The organism is Pantoea trifolii (assembly GCF_024506435.1).
Taxonomy (GTDB): Bacteria; Pseudomonadota; Gammaproteobacteria; order Enterobacterales; family Enterobacteriaceae; genus Pantoea; species Pantoea trifolii.
This window is the reverse complement of the sequence record NZ_JANIET010000001.1, coordinates 3,479,474-3,495,153: the sequence shown is the minus strand read 5'-3', so window position 1 is coordinate 3,495,153 and position 15,680 is coordinate 3,479,474. Positions and strand designations below refer to the sequence as shown.

17 protein-coding genes, 1 tRNA gene and 1 pseudogene are annotated in these 15,680 nt (G+C 49.7%); 11 read left to right on the top strand and 8 right to left on the bottom strand.

What is annotated here, in order from left to right; all coding sequences use genetic code 11:
* Positions 1–7 precede the first annotated feature (7 nt).
* Positions 8–1,330: a methyl-accepting chemotaxis protein gene (locus NQH49_RS16120; RefSeq protein WP_256697405.1), complete on the bottom strand. Its 1,323-nt coding sequence runs from the start codon at positions 1,328–1,330 to the stop codon at positions 8–10.
* A gap of 195 nt (positions 1,331–1,525) precedes the next feature.
* On the opposite strand from NQH49_RS16120, the gene NQH49_RS16115 reads away from it, so the two are divergent.
* A tRNA-Phe gene (locus NQH49_RS16115) sits at positions 1,526–1,601 on the top strand.
* A gap of 298 nt (positions 1,602–1,899) precedes the next feature.
* Here the strand turns inward: NQH49_RS16115 and NQH49_RS16110 are convergent.
* The gene (locus NQH49_RS16110) at positions 1,900–2,337 is read right to left on the bottom strand and encodes a VOC family protein (protein WP_256697404.1); all 438 of its coding nucleotides are present in this window, start codon (positions 2,335–2,337) and stop codon (positions 1,900–1,902) included.
* A gap of 215 nt (positions 2,338–2,552) precedes the next feature.
* Here NQH49_RS16110 and NQH49_RS16105 point away from each other — a divergent pair, with 215 nt between their 5' ends.
* A complete protein-coding gene (locus NQH49_RS16105) occupies positions 2,553–3,236 on the top strand; it encodes a hypothetical protein (protein WP_256697402.1) in 684 nt (227 codons plus the stop codon).
* Between the two features lie 288 nt (positions 3,237–3,524).
* On the opposite strand, the pseudogene NQH49_RS16100 reads toward NQH49_RS16105, so the two are convergent.
* A pseudogene (locus NQH49_RS16100) lies at positions 3,525–3,738 on the bottom strand (hypothetical protein).
* 14 nt (positions 3,739–3,752) lie between these two features.
* Positions 3,753–5,150, bottom strand: a complete 1,398-nt coding sequence (locus NQH49_RS16095; protein ID WP_256697401.1) for an amidohydrolase family protein — start codon at positions 5,148–5,150, stop codon at positions 3,753–3,755.
* Between the two features lie 129 nt (positions 5,151–5,279).
* Between NQH49_RS16095 and NQH49_RS16090 the strand changes: the two genes are divergently transcribed.
* Positions 5,280–6,164 carry a LysR family transcriptional regulator gene (locus NQH49_RS16090; RefSeq protein WP_256697400.1) on the top strand — a complete coding sequence of 295 codons (885 nt, stop codon included), beginning with the start codon at positions 5,280–5,282 and terminating at the stop codon, positions 6,162–6,164.
* Positions 6,165–6,234: 70 nt separating this feature from the next.
* On the opposite strand, the gene NQH49_RS16085 is transcribed toward NQH49_RS16090, so the two are convergent.
* Positions 6,235–7,071, bottom strand: a complete 837-nt coding sequence (locus NQH49_RS16085) for a MipA/OmpV family protein (RefSeq protein WP_256697399.1) — start codon at positions 7,069–7,071, stop codon at positions 6,235–6,237.
* Positions 7,072–7,277: 206 nt separating this feature from the next.
* On the opposite strand from NQH49_RS16085, the gene NQH49_RS16080 reads away from it, so the two are divergent.
* From NQH49_RS16080 to NQH49_RS16070, 3 genes are read left to right on the top strand one after another with little or no spacing between them, the layout of a single operon-like run.
* Positions 7,278–7,955: a response regulator gene (locus tag NQH49_RS16080; protein WP_256697398.1), complete on the top strand. Its 678-nt coding sequence runs from the start codon at positions 7,278–7,280 to the stop codon at positions 7,953–7,955.
* On the top strand, positions 7,955–9,343 hold the full coding sequence (locus NQH49_RS16075) for a sensor histidine kinase (RefSeq protein WP_256697397.1): 1,389 nt from the start codon (positions 7,955–7,957) through the stop codon (positions 9,341–9,343). The genes NQH49_RS16080 and NQH49_RS16075 overlap by 1 nt, the downstream gene beginning before the upstream one ends.
* Positions 9,344–9,392: 49 nt before the next feature.
* Positions 9,393–9,830, top strand: a complete 438-nt coding sequence (locus NQH49_RS16070; protein WP_372340038.1) for a hypothetical protein — start codon at positions 9,393–9,395, stop codon at positions 9,828–9,830.
* A 397-nt stretch (positions 9,831–10,227) separates the two neighbouring features.
* On the opposite strand, the gene cybB is transcribed toward NQH49_RS16070, so the two are convergent.
* Complete coding sequence (gene cybB, locus NQH49_RS16065) at positions 10,228–10,752, bottom strand: cytochrome b561 (RefSeq protein ID WP_256697394.1); 525 nt, start codon at positions 10,750–10,752, stop codon at positions 10,228–10,230.
* Between the two features lie 272 nt (positions 10,753–11,024).
* Between cybB and mntP the strand changes: the two genes are divergently transcribed.
* The 4 genes from mntP to NQH49_RS16045 all read left to right on the top strand — a co-directional run bounded on the left by mntP (position 11,025) and on the right by NQH49_RS16045 (position 13,684).
* The gene (gene mntP / locus NQH49_RS16060; protein WP_256697393.1) at positions 11,025–11,597 is read left to right on the top strand and encodes a manganese efflux pump MntP; all 573 of its coding nucleotides are present in this window, start codon (positions 11,025–11,027) and stop codon (positions 11,595–11,597) included.
* 148 nt (positions 11,598–11,745) lie between these two features.
* Positions 11,746–12,003 (top strand): ZIP family metal transporter, encoded by a 258-nt coding sequence (locus tag NQH49_RS16055; protein ID WP_256697391.1) that lies wholly within the window; start codon positions 11,746–11,748, stop codon positions 12,001–12,003.
* Positions 12,004–12,070: 67 nt separating this feature from the next.
* Positions 12,071–13,239 (top strand): IS3 family transposase gene (locus tag NQH49_RS16050; RefSeq protein WP_192415075.1). Its coding sequence is split into 2 segments (ribosomal slippage): positions 12,071–12,320 and positions 12,320–13,239, totalling 1,170 coding nucleotides; the frame shifts between segments, so codons are not numbered across the junction.
* A 7-nt stretch (positions 13,240–13,246) separates the two neighbouring features.
* Positions 13,247–13,684 carry a ZIP family metal transporter gene (locus NQH49_RS16045; RefSeq protein WP_256697390.1) on the top strand — a complete coding sequence of 146 codons (438 nt, stop codon included), beginning with the start codon at positions 13,247–13,249 and terminating at the stop codon, positions 13,682–13,684.
* A 180-nt stretch (positions 13,685–13,864) separates the two neighbouring features.
* On the opposite strand, the gene NQH49_RS16040 is transcribed toward NQH49_RS16045, so the two are convergent.
* Both NQH49_RS16040 and NQH49_RS16035 read right to left on the bottom strand, forming a co-directional pair.
* A complete protein-coding gene (locus NQH49_RS16040) occupies positions 13,865–14,023 on the bottom strand; it encodes a hypothetical protein (RefSeq protein WP_256698479.1) in 159 nt (52 codons plus the stop codon).
* Between the two features lie 9 nt (positions 14,024–14,032).
* On the bottom strand, positions 14,033–14,269 hold the full coding sequence (locus tag NQH49_RS16035) for a hypothetical protein (protein ID WP_256698478.1): 237 nt from the start codon (positions 14,267–14,269) through the stop codon (positions 14,033–14,035).
* 463 nt (positions 14,270–14,732) lie between these two features.
* On the opposite strand from NQH49_RS16035, the gene NQH49_RS16030 reads away from it, so the two are divergent.
* Positions 14,733–15,647, top strand: coding sequence for a hypothetical protein (locus NQH49_RS16030; protein ID WP_372340037.1), 915 nt, complete (start codon positions 14,733–14,735; stop codon positions 15,645–15,647).
* The last annotated feature ends 33 nt before the right edge of the window (positions 15,648–15,680 follow it).

Here is a 15,680-nt window from a genome sequence, read left to right as displayed (position 1 = left end):
CCACAAATCACTCTTCCTTAAGCGCCGCCGTAACGTGCCCAATCGCGCGCACCACTTCGCTGGAACTGCCGCGAATATCCGCCATCATGCCACCGGCTTCCTTCGCCAGCACCACGCCTTGATCGGCACGTTTCAGGTTGGATGCGATACCTTTCAGTGCTTTCTCCGCCAGCGTATGGTTCTGCTGCACCCTGTTCTCAATCTCGGTGGTGGCGCGGTTGATGTTGGCCGCTAGCGTGCGTACTTCATTGGCGACCACGGCAAAACTACGACCGTGCTGACCGGCGCGCGCCGCTTCCACCGCCGCGTTAAGCGCCAGCAGGTTGGTTTGATCGGCAATCCGACGGATGCTCTCGACAATCGCGCCGATGCGGTCTGAAGATTCGCTCAGATCGTTGATATCGCCGGAAATGCCATGCAGCTCGCCGGCCAAATCATTCATGGTCTGCACGCTATTCTCAATCACCGTGGCACCAAGACGCGTGCTTTCGCTGGTTTGCAGCGCGGTTTGATACGCCTGCTGCGCCGCTTCGCGCTCTTGCTGATTCTTCTCCACCTGCGCGGTGACATCGGTGGCGAACTTCACCACTTTGTACAGCTCGCCGGTTTCGTTAAATACCGGGTTGTATGTGGCGCGCAGCCATACCGTTTGGCCGCGTTTATTCACGCGCTGGAACTGGCCGGAGATAAATTCGCCCTGATTCAGCTTGTGCCAGAAACGGCGATACTCGTCGCTATTACGCATCTCCGGAGGACAAAACTGGCTGTGATGTACACCAATCACTTCTGACGCGCTGTATCCCATGGTTTTCAGGAAGTTGTTGTTGGTCATCAACACTTCGCCCTTGAGATTGAAGGCAATCACCGCCATCGAACGCTCAATCGCGGTGGTCATGGCGCGCTGCTCTTGTGCATCCATGATGCGCGCGGTGATATCGCTCGCCAGCTTGATGATTTTAATCACCCGACCGCTGCGATCCTGCACCGGCACGTAATTGGCTTCCAGCCAAATAGGGCGGCTGTGTTTTGCCACGCGCAGGAACTTATCGCTGAAGCCTTCACCGCGATTCAGGCGTCGCCAGAAGTCGCGGTATTGCGGCGAGTTGAGCAAATCTGCGGTACAGAACATGCTGTGATGCTGGCCGACGATCTCTTTGAGCGAATAACCCATACGCTCGAGAAACAGCTCATTAGCGGTGAGGATTTTTCCTTCTGGAGTGAATTCAATCATAGCGATAGCGTCTTGCAGCGAACTGAGCGTTGCCATGCTATTACTGCGCTTCTGCCACGCAAGACGTGACAAGATTCCTGATGCAATTGTGCTGAACATGGGGCGAACCTTATTATTGGTATAGGATGTCAGCACGGTTATCGGCACAAGAGATTAAAAATTCACCTATAGCAGCGATAGGTGAATAAATTTTTACCTGTTGGTCTGGAGGTTGCTGTAAAAGGCATCAGTCAGCTGATTTTTGCCGAAAAGCGTTTGACGGTGCCGCGCGAGTAGGGTTTAATGCGCCCCGTTGCCCGGATAGCTCAGTCGGTAGAGCAGGGGATTGAAAATCCCCGTGTCCGTGGTTCGATTCCGCGTCCGGGCACCAACATTCTGAAAACCCAGCTTATGGCTGGGTTTTTGCTTTTCTGCGTTTGCTAATCTCAACCACTGCCTCCTTTCCTTCCCTACACGTTGATTATTCAGCATTGATCGATACCAATTTATTTATCCCTGGCTAATACTTTTAATCTATTGTCCCCATATCTGCGAACATCATTTCAACGGCCATTTGAGTTCAATACTCTAATTCGATAAGAAGCCCCAAAATGTCCGCTAAGTGCCAGAAACGGACATTGCAAGTATCACTTTCTAATAAGAAGTTAACGGGTCATAACATGTGGACTTCATTGACTGCATTCCATCAATTCAAGCGTTTGACCATCGGGGCTTTGTAAATATATTACTCTGGTCCCCTGCAGGGGCCCTGCCAGGACTGTCTGAGGTTTCCCTGGCGTCTTCCAGCCATAGTCCGAAACTTTGCTCAAAAGCGTATCAAGATCCTCGACTATAAACGCAAGGTGAGCGTAGCCAGGAATGTAGGGTGCTGAGGGCTCTTCTGGCTGTTCAATGTTATTGTATTGCAGTAATTCGATTTTCATCCCAGCCAGTTCAAGCAAAGCCATTCGTACATCAGCACCTCTTGCGCCTGTTACTTCATCAATAATCGGTCCAGACATTTTTCCTTCGCGTAATACTTTACCTCCAAGAATATGAGTCCAGAAGAATAATGATTCTTCAACATTTTTAACTGAAAAACCGACGTGATTGGCACTTAAGATCATGAGATTACCTGCTGGGCTTGGAAAATTATCATCTAACTATCTTATATCCTGGTTTTATTTCTTCACGATAAGTGCCGGGAGATTTTCAGGAAAAATTAAAATTAAGTGCGGTCTAAATTATATATTTACGATTCATACACAACGACAGCTATGGCTGAAAGAAATATGATTGGCCATCTGCTACCTGTTTTCACACTTCTATCATAAGGTCTGTTATGCAATCAGAAAGCCTGCAAAAGATGTATCTTTCTACAAACCAGAACACTATCGCTAGCTGGATGAAAAATCGTGGGATTGGGGATAGCAAAAAAGATCACTATTACGATCCGCTAAAACTCGCTCTTGCAGCGGGCATTAAGCCTACTGTGCCAGATTGTGTCTCACAGCTAATTGATGAACTGAATGGTCTCACAAAGGATGATTCTCTCGCCGACACGCTGCCAACTCAGGGTTTTCATTTTACTTTCTTACCCCTGACCCTTCCCCTGTATAAAGTGAACGAACCATTGCCAGAGAAAGTGGATCAATTAACGAATATTTGGACCGAATATCACGCGAAAAAAATTATTATCCGGCAACTCCGGTTAGTCGCGTTGCCCAGTCAGTTATTGCTTGCTGGGATTCCTGATTGTTCTGCGATAGATATGCGCCGGTCGTTTTGTGAAAAAGTTCTGGATTCACAGTGGAATAATGAGTTGCTGACGCGGCACACCGGTGGCCCTTTACCCGCCCCCTTCTGGCACAGCACAATTCTGCGCTACCGCGCTGCTTTTTTACCTGCAACCGTGCGTCAATTTTTCATTGAACGTCAGGCTATGAATTTCGGCGATGTTGCCGAAGAACTTATATTGGCTAAGGTCAATTACAACTGGACAAAATGTTTTCCCTTGGAGAATTAATGGATACGTTGTAACAGCATGACAAAAACGTCCTTCCCGCATGTTCTGGCTTTAAAGGTGAGTGAGTTTGGTGCCGGTGTCTCCCGGAGAGGCGGCTATTGGACTAATTAACCTGCTGTTGAGATTATAGAAAGCCAGCCTCGTTAAGTCAGTGCAAAGGAGCCGGTGAGTTCTTTCACACCACAGCGGGCACTCTCCGAGCGTATTCCTGACCTCAGCTGCAATTGAAAACATGATAATCCTTCAGATATGAAAGGTCCTGCACGATGGCAAAAGTGGATAACGCTGTTACTGCAGAAAACGTGCAGAGAGCCGATCGCCGAAAAGCATGACGGCAAGTCCGAACAGCATGACAACCATACCCCCCAGCCTGAGTAACGAAACCGGACGCCGCAGTGACCGGGCCGCCGCCCAACCCCTTTGCCAGCTGGCTGTTCAGGGGCGTCTGCAGGGTGATCCCCAGACCTGCGGCAAACGCGATTACGTAATAGATCATACCCATACTTTTCATCCTGGTCAGTCGGCCTGCACCAGCGGTAGGAAGGTGTCAGCAAAAATGTCAGGCTGGTAGCCAGAGGCTGCAAAAAGGTGCTCACGCGACTCATCAATCGCCGCTCGTAGTCGCGCGCTGTCTACGCCCAGCACCTTACCGTTCTGTTTAACGATGCGTCCCCCAATCATGACAGTATCGATGTTGCTGCGCTCGGCGGCATGAACCACCGTGCCAAAGGCATTGCCGGACGGGTAAAGATTGAGATCACTGACGCTAATCAGCACCAGGTCGGCTTGTTTGCCCGGCGTCAGGCTGCCCACTTTGTCCTGCAGCCCTGCACAGGCAGCGCCATCAAGAGTCGCAGCTTTAAGAAGTTGCGCCGCCGGAAGCGTTTTCAGCGCATGTTCAGAATCGCAGCACTGCTGCTGATGCATGCCCATCACGCGCTGCAGGTAAAAGGCGACGCGCATCTCCATAAACATATCGGTGCTGTACGAGGTTTCATTGTCTACGCTCAGGCCAGGATTGATGCCATGACGCTGCGCGGCCTCAATGGCGAACATCCCACTTTCGATGCCATAGTGCGAATCTGAGCGCGGGCAGACATTAACCCGGACACCGGCCTCCTGGAGAATTTTCCATCCCCGGTCGGGCAGCGCCGTGCAGTGATTGAAAATATTATCCGGACCCAGCAGCCCCTGCTGATGCAGCGACTCAAGTTCAGACCCCATCTCAGCGCCAAAGAACTCAGTGACAATCGACAGTCCCAGCCTGCGGGCCTCGGCCCATAACTCCGGCTCCAGCTGAGCCATGACGGCGAGAGAGACCAGGCTTTCAGGGTTGTCGCTGAAATACTTATCCTGCAGACGCTGCCAGTTTCCCGGCCAGTGCGCTTTATCCCATTCGCCAGCAACCGGTGCGCCGGAAGCATGAATGGCACGAATGCCGGCATCAAGCAAGGCTTCGACGGCGGCATCGGAATGCGCTGCGGTTCGGCTGTTGTGTGAGTTATCGATCATCGTGGTAATGCCCGCGTCAATCGCGCCCAGCGCCGTCAGCAGATTGCCAACATAGATATCGGCAGGACGGTAATATTTAGCGAAGGAGAAGTGCGTGGCGTTGCTGTAGTCGTCCAGGCAGGTAGCGTTTGGGTTAATTCGGCGCAGCTGTCCTTCCCATGCGTGACGATGAGAATCGACCATTCCCGGCATGGCGATCATGTTGGTGGCATCAATGACCTGCGCACCCGGGGCTTCAAGGTGCTGGCACACTGCGGTAATCATTGAGCCGTTAATAAGAATATCACCGCGTTCAATGTTACCGACGTTCTCGTCCATGCTCAGTAGGGTAGCGCCACGAATCAACGTGGCCTGTGAAGTGACATTCTGATTATGAATAATATTTCTGATGTAATCGGTCATTAAACCGGCCTCTTTTCTGATTAATGGGGAAACGATACGCCACGCCATTGACCTTAAAAAGATGCGTAAAACGTTTTCATAATTCATAATTCCCGAACAATCAGACTAACTTCATCCGGGAGAAACACGATGGATCGGATTCAGGCTATGCAGGTTTTCACACGGGTTGCTGAAGCCGGGAGTTTTGTACGCGCTGCAGAAACACTGTCACTGCCTTCTTCCACCGTCACCAGTACGATTAAAAACCTGGAGAAATACCTGAAGGTGCGTCTGCTTAACCGGACGACAAGGCGCGTCAGCCTCACCCCTGAAGGCCTACAGTATCTTGCACAGTGCCGGGAGATCCTGTCATTAATAGAACACTCGGAATCCAGCCTTGCAGCGTCTGTCAAACGTCCTCAGGGGCGTCTACGAGTTGACATGCCCGGTGGGATCGCTCAGTTCATTGTTATGCCGAAGCTCAAGGATTTTTACCGACATTATCCGGATATTTATCTGATGATCGGTGTAAGTGACCGACAAGTCGATCTGGTTCAGGAGGGCGTGGATTGTGTGATTAGAACCAGTGAGCTCAATGACTCCTCGCTGGTTGCCCGACCGCTTGGCCGGTTTCGATGGATAACCTGTGCCTCTCCAGACTATCTCAATGAATACGGGATTCCCGAGACACCTGAAGAGTTGCTAAAGCATCGTGCGATCCATTATTTTTCCGCCTCGACCCGGCGCGTAAATGAACTGCATTTTGTTCGTGGCAATGAAACACGGTCTGTAGCAGTAAATGGAAACGCCGCTGTGAATGAAACGGGTCTTTATATAAAAATGTGTCTTGAAGGCTTCGGACTGGCGCAGCTTGCTGAGAATATTGTCTCTGAACATCTGCAGAAGGGGGCGCTGGTCGAAGTGTTGGCCGACTGGCAGCCGCCTTCAGTCCCGGTCACTTTGCTATACCCGCATCAACGCTTCCTTTCTCCCACGGTGCGTGCCTTTACTGAATGGATGACCGACATCCTTTAAAATCGCCGCTACGATGTCTGCGTGTCCGCTTAGTGCCCTAAGCTGGCGGGAAACACACATTGAATAACGATCAGAAGCGGTATGTTACCAGCAGGCTTCCGGTGGGTGATGTTTCTCGTTGCACAAACGGGCTATTGCGCGCATCTCCCGTTAACTGCGTAACGCCTGCTGCGGCAATCACGCTCCAGTCTTCATTGAACTTGTGTGTCCAGTCAAGATTCATCGACCAGGCATAAATTCCCGATCCGGCATCATATCGGATAAACCTTGATGCGGCCGATTGAGATGCACTGACTCCGTAGTAAGTCTGCATGTATTTGTCCGTCCCCCAACTGCCGGTCAGCGCCAGCGTTACCGTATTATTCGGTGAAGTATAAAGCGGGCTATGAATGCCAAAATGCAGTGCCGTGCCATTGTTTTGTTCAGAAAATGGCACTTCAGCCTGCAATTGCAAATTGAGCCAGTCGGTCACCCCGTATCCCAGGCCAAGCACACCGAGAGCCGAGCCTTTGACATCGCCCATACCACGCAAATAGTCGCTGCCATCGCTGAGGGAGTCACTGTCCACGTCGCGATCCTTACGGCCTGCGCGATAGCTCACCGCCGCGTTGTAATCAAATTTGCCGATGTTATTGCCATAACCGATGCCCCGCGTGGAGCTGACGAAGAAACCATTTTCCATGGTGTAATCAAGCACCAGGGAAGTCGTGACGCGGCTTTTGTCCGAACCAGAATAGCGTGGCGTCACGTTCGCGCCGCCTCCCACCGTCAACGCGTTGCCCTGATTCTGTGCTGCCGCCAGTATCGGGGTGGCCAGTAACGCCAGGACTGCGCCCGACAACATTTTTTTCAGGCTGCACCCCGTGAGTGAAAGGGGGAACTTATGACGCAGTGTGCTATTTCTCATTAAAGAAGTCCTTATGCATTCAAATGATTACGATGCAAGCGGGTTGTAACCGCCAGAACGTTCATTTTGGATGCGCCCGCTAAAGTTCTCATGAGCCAAAAATGAAGAAAGGGTGAAGCAACCACAGATGCTGCAAAGCTGATAGATTTCCTGATACCGTTTTTTTCTTCAGACGTTCTTCATTCACTGCTGATACCGTAACCATTGTGAAAATACTCCTAATTGAAGACGACCTGGATCTCGGTAACGGCATACGTATTGCCCTTGCAGATCAAGGGTTTGATGTTATATGGGTTCGCCGCAAAGAGGATGCGCAGCGTCAGCTTGATGTCTGTGTGCCTGAACTTGTGTTGCTCGACCTCGGATTACCCGATGGCGATGGCATGAGCCTGATGGGGTGCTTGCGTCAGCAGCTTAAGAGCATTCCCGTCATCATCCTGACGGCGCGAGGCACACTGCACGATCGCCTTTCCGGGCTGGACGCGGGTGCAGACGACTATCTCGTCAAACCGTTTGTTCTCGCCGAGTTGCTGGCGAGGGTGAGAGCGCTTGCGCGCCGCAGTTATGGTTTTCAGAACGAGGCGATAGAACTTCGCGGATTATCACTGTTTGTGCCCACACGACGCGTGACCGTGAATGCACGGCATGTTGAGTTGACGGCAAGTGAATACGCGCTGCTTGAAACGTTGATGTTACGCACTGACCGCGTGCTGACTCGTAGTTTTCTGGAAGAAAGGATCTTCGGCGCAAAAGAAAATATGAGTAATGCGCTTGATGTGCATATGGGGAATTTGCGTCGCAAAATCGGCGAAGGCTATGTGCGAACGGTGAGGGGCGTTGGGTATGTCATTGATACCGTAGCCATTCAGAAGGGAGCAGGTTGATGCGAAATGTCTGGCGCCATCTGAGAACCCCAACGTTCGTACGGCGAATTATGGTAGCGCAGATGCTATTGCTCACTCTGCTCTGGTGTCTTTTTCTGACTTACGTTTTGTGGGAGGACTTACGAAGTCCGCCGATATTAACGGGCAGTAAGACGTACGAAACCATTTTTACGGTGGTTAAGAGTATGGACGATCGCCCGCAGGAGCGAACGTATGTGCTGGCTGCATTAAGTAAGGCAGTACGGGAAAATTATGGCGGCGGTGAAGATCCAGCACTCTCAATCAGCCTTATCGTACGCGAGAATAAAGAGATAATTTATGCCTCTGATGGTGCGCCAGTCGGAGTGATAAATAGCCGTTATGGAAAAATTGAGCGAGTGGAGAGTGATGGTCGCGCCTGGAACAGCCGTACCTTAAAGTCCGGGAACGCCGACACAGAGGTCACGCTTATCACCCCTGCTGGAGGCTGGAATTTCTTTATCTACTTGAACTCGCGTGGCTACTACGTGATGCCGCTGCTGGTATGCATTCCTTTTCTCTTGTTCCCCGCGTGGCTGTCGATCCGCATTGCAATGCGCCCATGGAATAAGGTGGTAAATGAAGTGTCCTTGCGCACGCCTGACGATCTCTCGCCCTTAAAAGCAGTGCCAAAGCACAGGGAGCTTCGTCAGATGGTTGACGCGGTTAATGGATTTCTTGCCAGGGTGCGGGAAAGCACTGAACGGGAGCGCGTTTTCATTGCCGATGCTGCTCACGAGTTACGTACCCCTCTGGCGGCGATGCGAATCAATGTTGAGGCGCTGGAGTCTTATGTGAGCAGTGACAGCCATAAAGAGTTGCTTGCGGGCATTGTTCGCAGCAACAGCCGTGCGGCTCGTCTGGTCAATCAGTTGCTGCTGTTGATGCACAGTGAAGCGCGCATTGACATGGTTATGGAGCCTTTGCCGCTGACAACACTGATACAAGAACGCATGGCCGGGCTGGTACCGCTCGCGGCGGAACGCAGGATTGAACTTGAATTTTACGCCGAAGAGGAAATCTGGGTGACTGGCGTCAGGGAACGGTTGATGTCGCTTATCGATAACGTAGTTGAAAATGCCGTGAAGTATAGCCCCTGGGGCGGGAGCATTGAGGTGGAATTACGATCCTTAAATCAATCCACGCAGTTACGTGTTTCAGATGCAGGGCCTGGCATTCCCGTTGAATTGAGGGAGCGCGTGTTTGACAGATTTTTTCGGGATCCTAACCAGATGCAAAGCGGGAGTGGGCTGGGGCTTGCCATCGTTAAAGCCGTTGCGCAGCAACACAACATCAGCGTAAGCCTCAGTACGTCGGCAGAAGGTGGGCTGATGGTTTCGGTTGATTTCCCAAATCACAAGTCCGCCTGAAAGCAAAGACAACGTTGATCCGCCCCGGCGAATGGCCGTTACCTGAATGATGGAGTTAAACGTGAAATACGTTGTTCTTGCAAGCCTGTTAATTTCGCTCTCACTCAGCGGGTGCGCTATTACGGTCAGTGAACTAAAAAGCAGCCAATCCTCTTTTGACGGCAGTTTCGTGAACAAGGCAGGCTCATCTGATACTTATCGAACCCTAAGGTACATGGCAAGACAGTGCCTCGAATATGAGGCATATTCAGGAAATCCGGTCATCGTACTGAGCGAATTTGATGGTGAGCGCAAAGCAGGGGAGATTAATCAAAAGTTCCTTTCACAGGGATTGTTGATAAATAACACGCTAATTGAGATCGAAAGCCGGCATGGTGACAACGCACAGGTCTCCCTGTATACAACCAAGAACGTCTTGAGCACGGGAATTCGGTCGCCAAAGATAATTGATATCAAGCGCTGGGCTGACGGCGATAAAACGTGCTAGCGCGACACCGCGAAGCATCCCAGTTATATGACTTGCGCCACATTGATTAACACCGCAATTTTAAGTCATACCTTCATCAGAGGTGAGAGCCACTTCAAACTTCCGCTTCTCGACTGCAGACCCGGCGTTAATTGCATAGGGCGTTGGCAGATTTTTTCTATTTTGCCCATCGCGGCTCCAGCGATGGGCACCGCTTCGGCAGATTCGTGGAAGAATTGGGCCTGCAACCTGAGCGTATTATTTACGCCAATTACAATGCCCATCCTGTTACCAGGCTTCATTAACGCTCACGTGCCGTATTTCTTTTTAATAGATTTGAGAAGAGAACCGACCATTCTTCATTACCGGCTTTAAAATAATGCGATCCTTCACATTCGCTATCAGTAAAGCCGTCTATTTAGGGCATCATCCGGCGCAAAGTGTTATCCCGCAGAAAGTAGTGGTGGAAGATGGCCGCCAGCGCATGAAGACCGATCAGCCAGTAGCCCAATGGCGCTAACGTTTCATGCCAGCTAATGAGTGTTGACGCTGTGGCGGGATCGGGAATTGTTGCGACCGGCATATTCAGTCCAAACAGTGACCACTCTTTGCCGCGCAGATAGCGTGACGTCAGGCCCAGCACAGGTAAAACAATGAAAAGCACATAAAGCAGCGAATGTACGAGATGCGATAGCCCGGTCTGCCAGCGCGACACCGGCGGCGTTATGGCAGGGGTAATGTAGCGGCTGCGCATATACAGACGAGCAACCATACAAATCAGCACGCAAAAACCGGCGGAGAAATGTGTGATGATGACAGCATTACGCTGCCAGGTACCTTTATCTGCCAATCCGCGTAACTCAATTGTGGCGTAAGCAATGATGAGTAGTAGTACCGTTAGCCAGTGAAAATAGATTTGTGGGCGAGCATATTTGTTCAGCATTGATTGGTTCCTACCTGAAAAGTTATCTCACTATATCAGCCAATTCTTATCTCAAGATTAAGGGCTAAATGGCAATTGCCATTCATGGCCCAGTAAAAAGTTCCCAATCTGATTGATTTGCAGGCATCTATAGCACGGGCTATTAAACTTAGCCGTGTCTATAAGATGATGAATTTTAAGGTTTTTTTATTTGTTAATTTATGGCAGGATAGCGACCTATTAAAATCTAACGCTCTCTTTTTCCATTTCGAGAGCTGTCCCTGGAATCAGTTATGAGCTTTTATGCTGTGATCATTCTGGCTTTTGGTATGTCGATGGACGCTTTTGCCGCCGCCATTGGCAAAGGTGCCGCACTTCATCGTCCACCTTTTAAAGAAGTGCTACGCACAGGACTTATCTTCGGGATAATTGAAGCGATTACGCCGGTAATTGGCTGGGGTATTGGGCTTGCGGCCAGCCAGTTCATCATGAACTGGGATCACTGGGTGGCGTTCATACTCCTCTTTGTGCTGGGTTCACGCATGATCGTGGAAGGCATCCGAAAAGATCCAAACGAACCAGAAGTGGTTCAACATCGTCATGGTTTCTGGCTTCTTGTCACGACAGCCATTGCTACCAGCCTTGATGCCATGGCAGTTGGCGTAGGGCTGGCATTTCTGCAGGTAAACATCGTGGTGACGGCACTGACGATCGGTGCAGCGACAACACTGATGGCGGCAAGCGGCATGTTGCTGGGTAGATTTCTTGGCGCAAAAATTGGTAAATGGGCGGAAATTCTCGGCGGTCTGGTGCTTATCGGTATTGGCAGCTCGATCCTCGTTGAACATCTGGGTTTGCTTAACTAAAGAACTCCCTCTCTTTCTTAACGCTATTTGACTCAGCAAGTAGCGATGTCAGGCGCGATGATTCGTGCCTTTCTTTTGGTAAATAATAGCCTGACATCGTGATATCCCTTCCTCGCTGGAACTTGACTATCATCCAAAGGACCTTCGCATGCTCATGACGCTACTTTACACCCTCTTTCCTGTCAGCGCTGCTGTAGCGGGTGCCGGTGCTGCGCTTTTCCGCCAGCCCGGCGAAAAAACCATGAGTCTGATACATCACTTTACCGCTGGAGTGATCTTCTCAGCAGCAGCTACCGAAGTGCTACCAGGGCTAAAACAGCATTCAATGATGGCAGTCATTGCCGGAGGTGTGACAGGTGTCGTTCTGATGATGCTTATTCAACACTACGGAGAGAAGGTGGTGTAGTGGTTTACTGAATTTGGCCACCTGAACAGAGGTGATATGCTCACCTCAGAACAACACAGGTGTCCGAATGAAAAAAAGAAATTTCAGTGCAGAGTTCAAACGTGAATCCGCTCAGCTTGTTCTCGACCAGAACTACACCGTGGCTGAAGCCGCTAAAGCCATGGATATTGGCCTTTCCACGATGACGCGCTGGGTAAAACAGCTTCGTGATGAACGCCAGGGTAAAACACCCAAAGCCTCCCCCATAACACCTGAACAAATCGAAATACGTGAATTAAAGAAAAAGCTTCAACGCATTGAAATGGAGAACGATATTTTAAAAAAGGCTACCGCGCTCTTGATGTCAGACTCCCTGAACAATTCTCGCTAATCAGCGAACTCAGGGCGCGTTATCCTGTGGCGCTGCTATGCCATGTGTTTGGAGTCCACCGAAGCAGTTTTAAATACTGGCGATGTCGTCCTGCTGAACCCGATGCTGAGCGGGTACAGCTGCGCAGTCTGGTCCGGGAGCTACACAGTGCCAGCCACGGCTCGGCGGGCACCAGAAGCATTGCGGCAATGGCAACGCTCAGTGGTCGCAGGATGGGACGCTGGCTTGTCCGGCGGCTGATGAAGGAAGCAGGCTTAGTCAGTTGCCAGCAACCAAAGCACAGATATAAGCGAGGAGGCCAGGAACATGTTGCCATCCCAAACGCGCTTGATCGCCAGTTTGCTGTAGCGGAACCCAACAAAATCTGGTGTGGCGATGTCACTTATATCTGGAGCGGCAAACGCTGGGCTTATCTTGCCGTTGTCCTCGACTTGTTTTCCCGAAAACCAATCGGCTGGGCAATGTCATTCTCGCCCGACAGCAAACTGACCATGAAAGCGCTGGAAATGGCATGGGAAACGCGAGGAAGGCCATCTGGTGTGATGTTCCATAGTGATCAAGGCAGTCATTATACAAGCACGGAGTTCCGCCAGTTGCTGTGGAAATGCCGGATAAAACAGAGTATGAGCCGTCGTGGAAACTGCTGGGATAATAGCCCAATGGAACGGTTTTTCAGAAGCCTAAAAAACGAGTGGGTGCCGGTGACTGGTTATATTAACTTCAGCGAAGCAGCTCGTGCGATCACAGACTATATCGTCGGGTATTACAGCTCACTCAGGCCGCATGAATATAACGGTGGATTACCACCGAACGAATCGGAATACCGATACTGGAAAAACTCTAAAGCGGTGGCCAGTTTTAGTTGACCACTACATGGCCAGTAAATCAGGCATGCTGATAGCCATCGGCATAGACATCTTTATTGACGGTTTAGTATTGGGCATCAGTTTCGCTGCAGGCGCGAAGACCGGCATTATGCTTACGCTGGCACTGACGCTTGAAATCCTTTTTCTTGGGCTTTCGGTCGTTGGCAATTTGAAAGCTTTGCTGGGCAGCAAAATGAGAGTGCTGGTTGCCATAGCCGGTATCGCGCTCCTACTACCAATCGGTTCCATGTTAGGCACGCCGGTGGCACAATTGGGCGAGTTCTGGCTGACCTATTTTCTCTCATTTGGTCTCGTGGCTTTGCTCTATCTGGTGACAGAAGAACTATTGGTGGAAGCTCACAAAGGTGATCGTGATACGCCACTTGGAACCGCTATGTTTTTTGCGGGATTCATGATCCTGATGCTTATAGAGGAAGGGCTCTGAAACGAATATATAAATGGATGACTGCGACTTAATACATGATTCTAAATCTGCTTCTCATCCAGAGAAAAGGTCCGCTATTCGCTGTGAGCTGTCATTCACGTTCGTTGCATTAGGTTGAGGCTGTTCTGGAAAAAATAATATTCTTTCTTAAAAGGATGTGAATCTGCCGTGTCGAATATCTTACGTGATCAGCAACTCTTTCAGCAGCGTTTCGCCAACCCCTAACGTATGCCCAACACGATCACGGAGATCCATTAATACACCGCGCTCATTCGGCTTAATACCCTGTAGTGCCAGATTATCGCCAACCGGGTTCAGTGGCGTATCGGCTGAAATCATTGATGACAGTCAGGGCAAAGACAGATTCTCAAACATCTGCTCCAACAACACGATGGCAAAATCCATGTAGAAATAGGCGTCATAGAGGGGTTCGATATTGGATTCACCGGTTATCAATACAGCCACCTTCCGGGCGAAATCGTGAGAAATGTAGGTTTCTTCGCCACCGAGTGACCTCCCCACGACAAGCGATACCAGAAGGAAGAATGCGCATTTAACTACCCAGCGGGCATGTGTTTGAGCCATTGGTAACAACCTCAATTTATCCTCGGAACATCATTGAAGGCTTGCCTGGCAGGGTTCAGTGCCAATATTTGTTAGAGTTCATTAAGGGGAGGCATCTAACGTTGTGACCTAATTTCGTTCCTTAGTCATCGCTAGTGAAAAAACTTCTAAATTCTCCAGGTTTCAATAATTACCTTACATAGCAAATAATAATCACTAAAGTCATCATCACCGATTCCGAGAGCGACATTCGATCAAACGCTTATCAATAAGTGAATACTTATTATTATTATTGTCACTTTATGGAAAAATAATGATGAAAATAACCTTCGATTAGAAAGGTCGGTCTAAAATAAAGTAAATGATTGATTAGTAAATATGCGGTGCTGCAATGCAATAAGAAAACATCACTCATGAGGTGTGACATCTGGGGTAAAACATGGCTCTTTTCTTGTCTCGTATAACAATTATTCAAATTAGCGTAATGCTTTTAACGAGTTATACCAGTTTTGCTGCAGATGATACCCCTCTAAAAAGTCGCGCGAATGCCGTTCTTTCTCTGATGAGCTACACGGTGGTACCGGATGTCACCGCAAGTGACCTCAATATCGGTGCTGACACCAAAGAAAAAAACTCGCTTTCAATTACGCAGTTTGGCGGCGGTGCAACGCTTAGTGAAGAATTTCCTCTCTATCTCGAAGGTACACTCGGTTACAGCCGTTATGATCCTCAATTTGTTGTTTCTAATGGCAATGAAAGCCGCAAAATTCCGGTTAAATGGAATAGCTTAACTGCGACTGGCGGTATTGGCTGGGATATAAAACTTCATACGGATAAGCTCGGCGGCAATTGGGTGCTGCGACCCATCGCAAATTTCACCTTAGGTACAATGGCCAGTGATCTGCGTATTGGCGCTTTTGTTCTGCAAAAAAAATTTAATGATGCAGACTACAAATTTCTGGATGGTGGCCGGCTCAATGCGTATGGCTTGGGGGGATCGCTAATGCTGGATTATGAATTATTTAGCAAAGAGCAGGATATTGATGTTGAGTTGCGCTACTCATACCAAGAGCTCAATAGTTTCGGCAATACTTCTGATGCGGTAAGTGGGAGTGCTACGGCGGAAAATCTCGGACTCTATTTGCGTCGTCGTGCTCCAATTTCAGATTGGACGTTATTAGGCAGTCCTTTGCGCTATGTGCTTGAAGCTGCACGCACTGAGTATTTGGGTGAGCAGCGTGGCCAATTAGGATTCGATAGTTTAAATTCATTAGGTGTTGGGCTCGAGCTTGATAGTAGTAAATATCCGGTTTTTATCAGTCGTACACGAATAGTGGCACGTTATATGTTCGGAAATAATACGCAGGGATATGGCGTGGGGCTTGCCATGAGTTTTTAATGAAAATTAGTATTACCATCTATAAAGGCAAAG

Excerpts from the sequence above, each read along its gene's own strand:
- NQH49_RS16120 (WP_256697405.1), bottom strand. The coding sequence starts at position 1,330 with ATGTTCAGCACAATTGCATCAGGAATCTTGTCACGTCTTGCGTGGCAG.
- NQH49_RS16110 (WP_256697404.1), bottom strand. The coding sequence starts at position 2,337 with ATGATCTTAAGTGCCAATCACGTCGGTTTTTCAGTTAAAAATGTTGAA.
- NQH49_RS16105 (WP_256697402.1), top strand. The coding sequence starts at position 2,553 with ATGCAATCAGAAAGCCTGCAAAAGATGTATCTTTCTACAAACCAGAAC.
- NQH49_RS16095 (WP_256697401.1), bottom strand. The coding sequence starts at position 5,150 with ATGACCGATTACATCAGAAATATTATTCATAATCAGAATGTCACTTCA.
- NQH49_RS16090 (WP_256697400.1), top strand. The coding sequence starts at position 5,280 with ATGGATCGGATTCAGGCTATGCAGGTTTTCACACGGGTTGCTGAAGCC.
- NQH49_RS16085 (WP_256697399.1), bottom strand. The coding sequence starts at position 7,071 with ATGAGAAATAGCACACTGCGTCATAAGTTCCCCCTTTCACTCACGGGG.
- NQH49_RS16075 (WP_256697397.1), top strand. The coding sequence starts at position 7,955 with ATGCGAAATGTCTGGCGCCATCTGAGAACCCCAACGTTCGTACGGCGA.
- NQH49_RS16070 (WP_372340038.1), top strand. The coding sequence starts at position 9,393 with ATGGAGTTAAACGTGAAATACGTTGTTCTTGCAAGCCTGTTAATTTCG.
- cybB (WP_256697394.1), bottom strand. The coding sequence starts at position 10,752 with ATGCTGAACAAATATGCTCGCCCACAAATCTATTTTCACTGGCTAACG.
- mntP (WP_256697393.1), top strand. The coding sequence starts at position 11,025 with ATGAGCTTTTATGCTGTGATCATTCTGGCTTTTGGTATGTCGATGGAC.
- NQH49_RS16055 (WP_256697391.1), top strand. The coding sequence starts at position 11,746 with ATGCTCATGACGCTACTTTACACCCTCTTTCCTGTCAGCGCTGCTGTA.
- NQH49_RS16045 (WP_256697390.1), top strand. The coding sequence starts at position 13,247 with ATGGCCAGTAAATCAGGCATGCTGATAGCCATCGGCATAGACATCTTT.
- NQH49_RS16040 (WP_256698479.1), bottom strand. The coding sequence starts at position 14,023 with ATGATTTCAGCCGATACGCCACTGAACCCGGTTGGCGATAATCTGGCA.
- NQH49_RS16035 (WP_256698478.1), bottom strand. The coding sequence starts at position 14,269 with ATGGCTCAAACACATGCCCGCTGGGTAGTTAAATGCGCATTCTTCCTT.
- NQH49_RS16030 (WP_372340037.1), top strand. The coding sequence starts at position 14,733 with ATGCTTTTAACGAGTTATACCAGTTTTGCTGCAGATGATACCCCTCTA.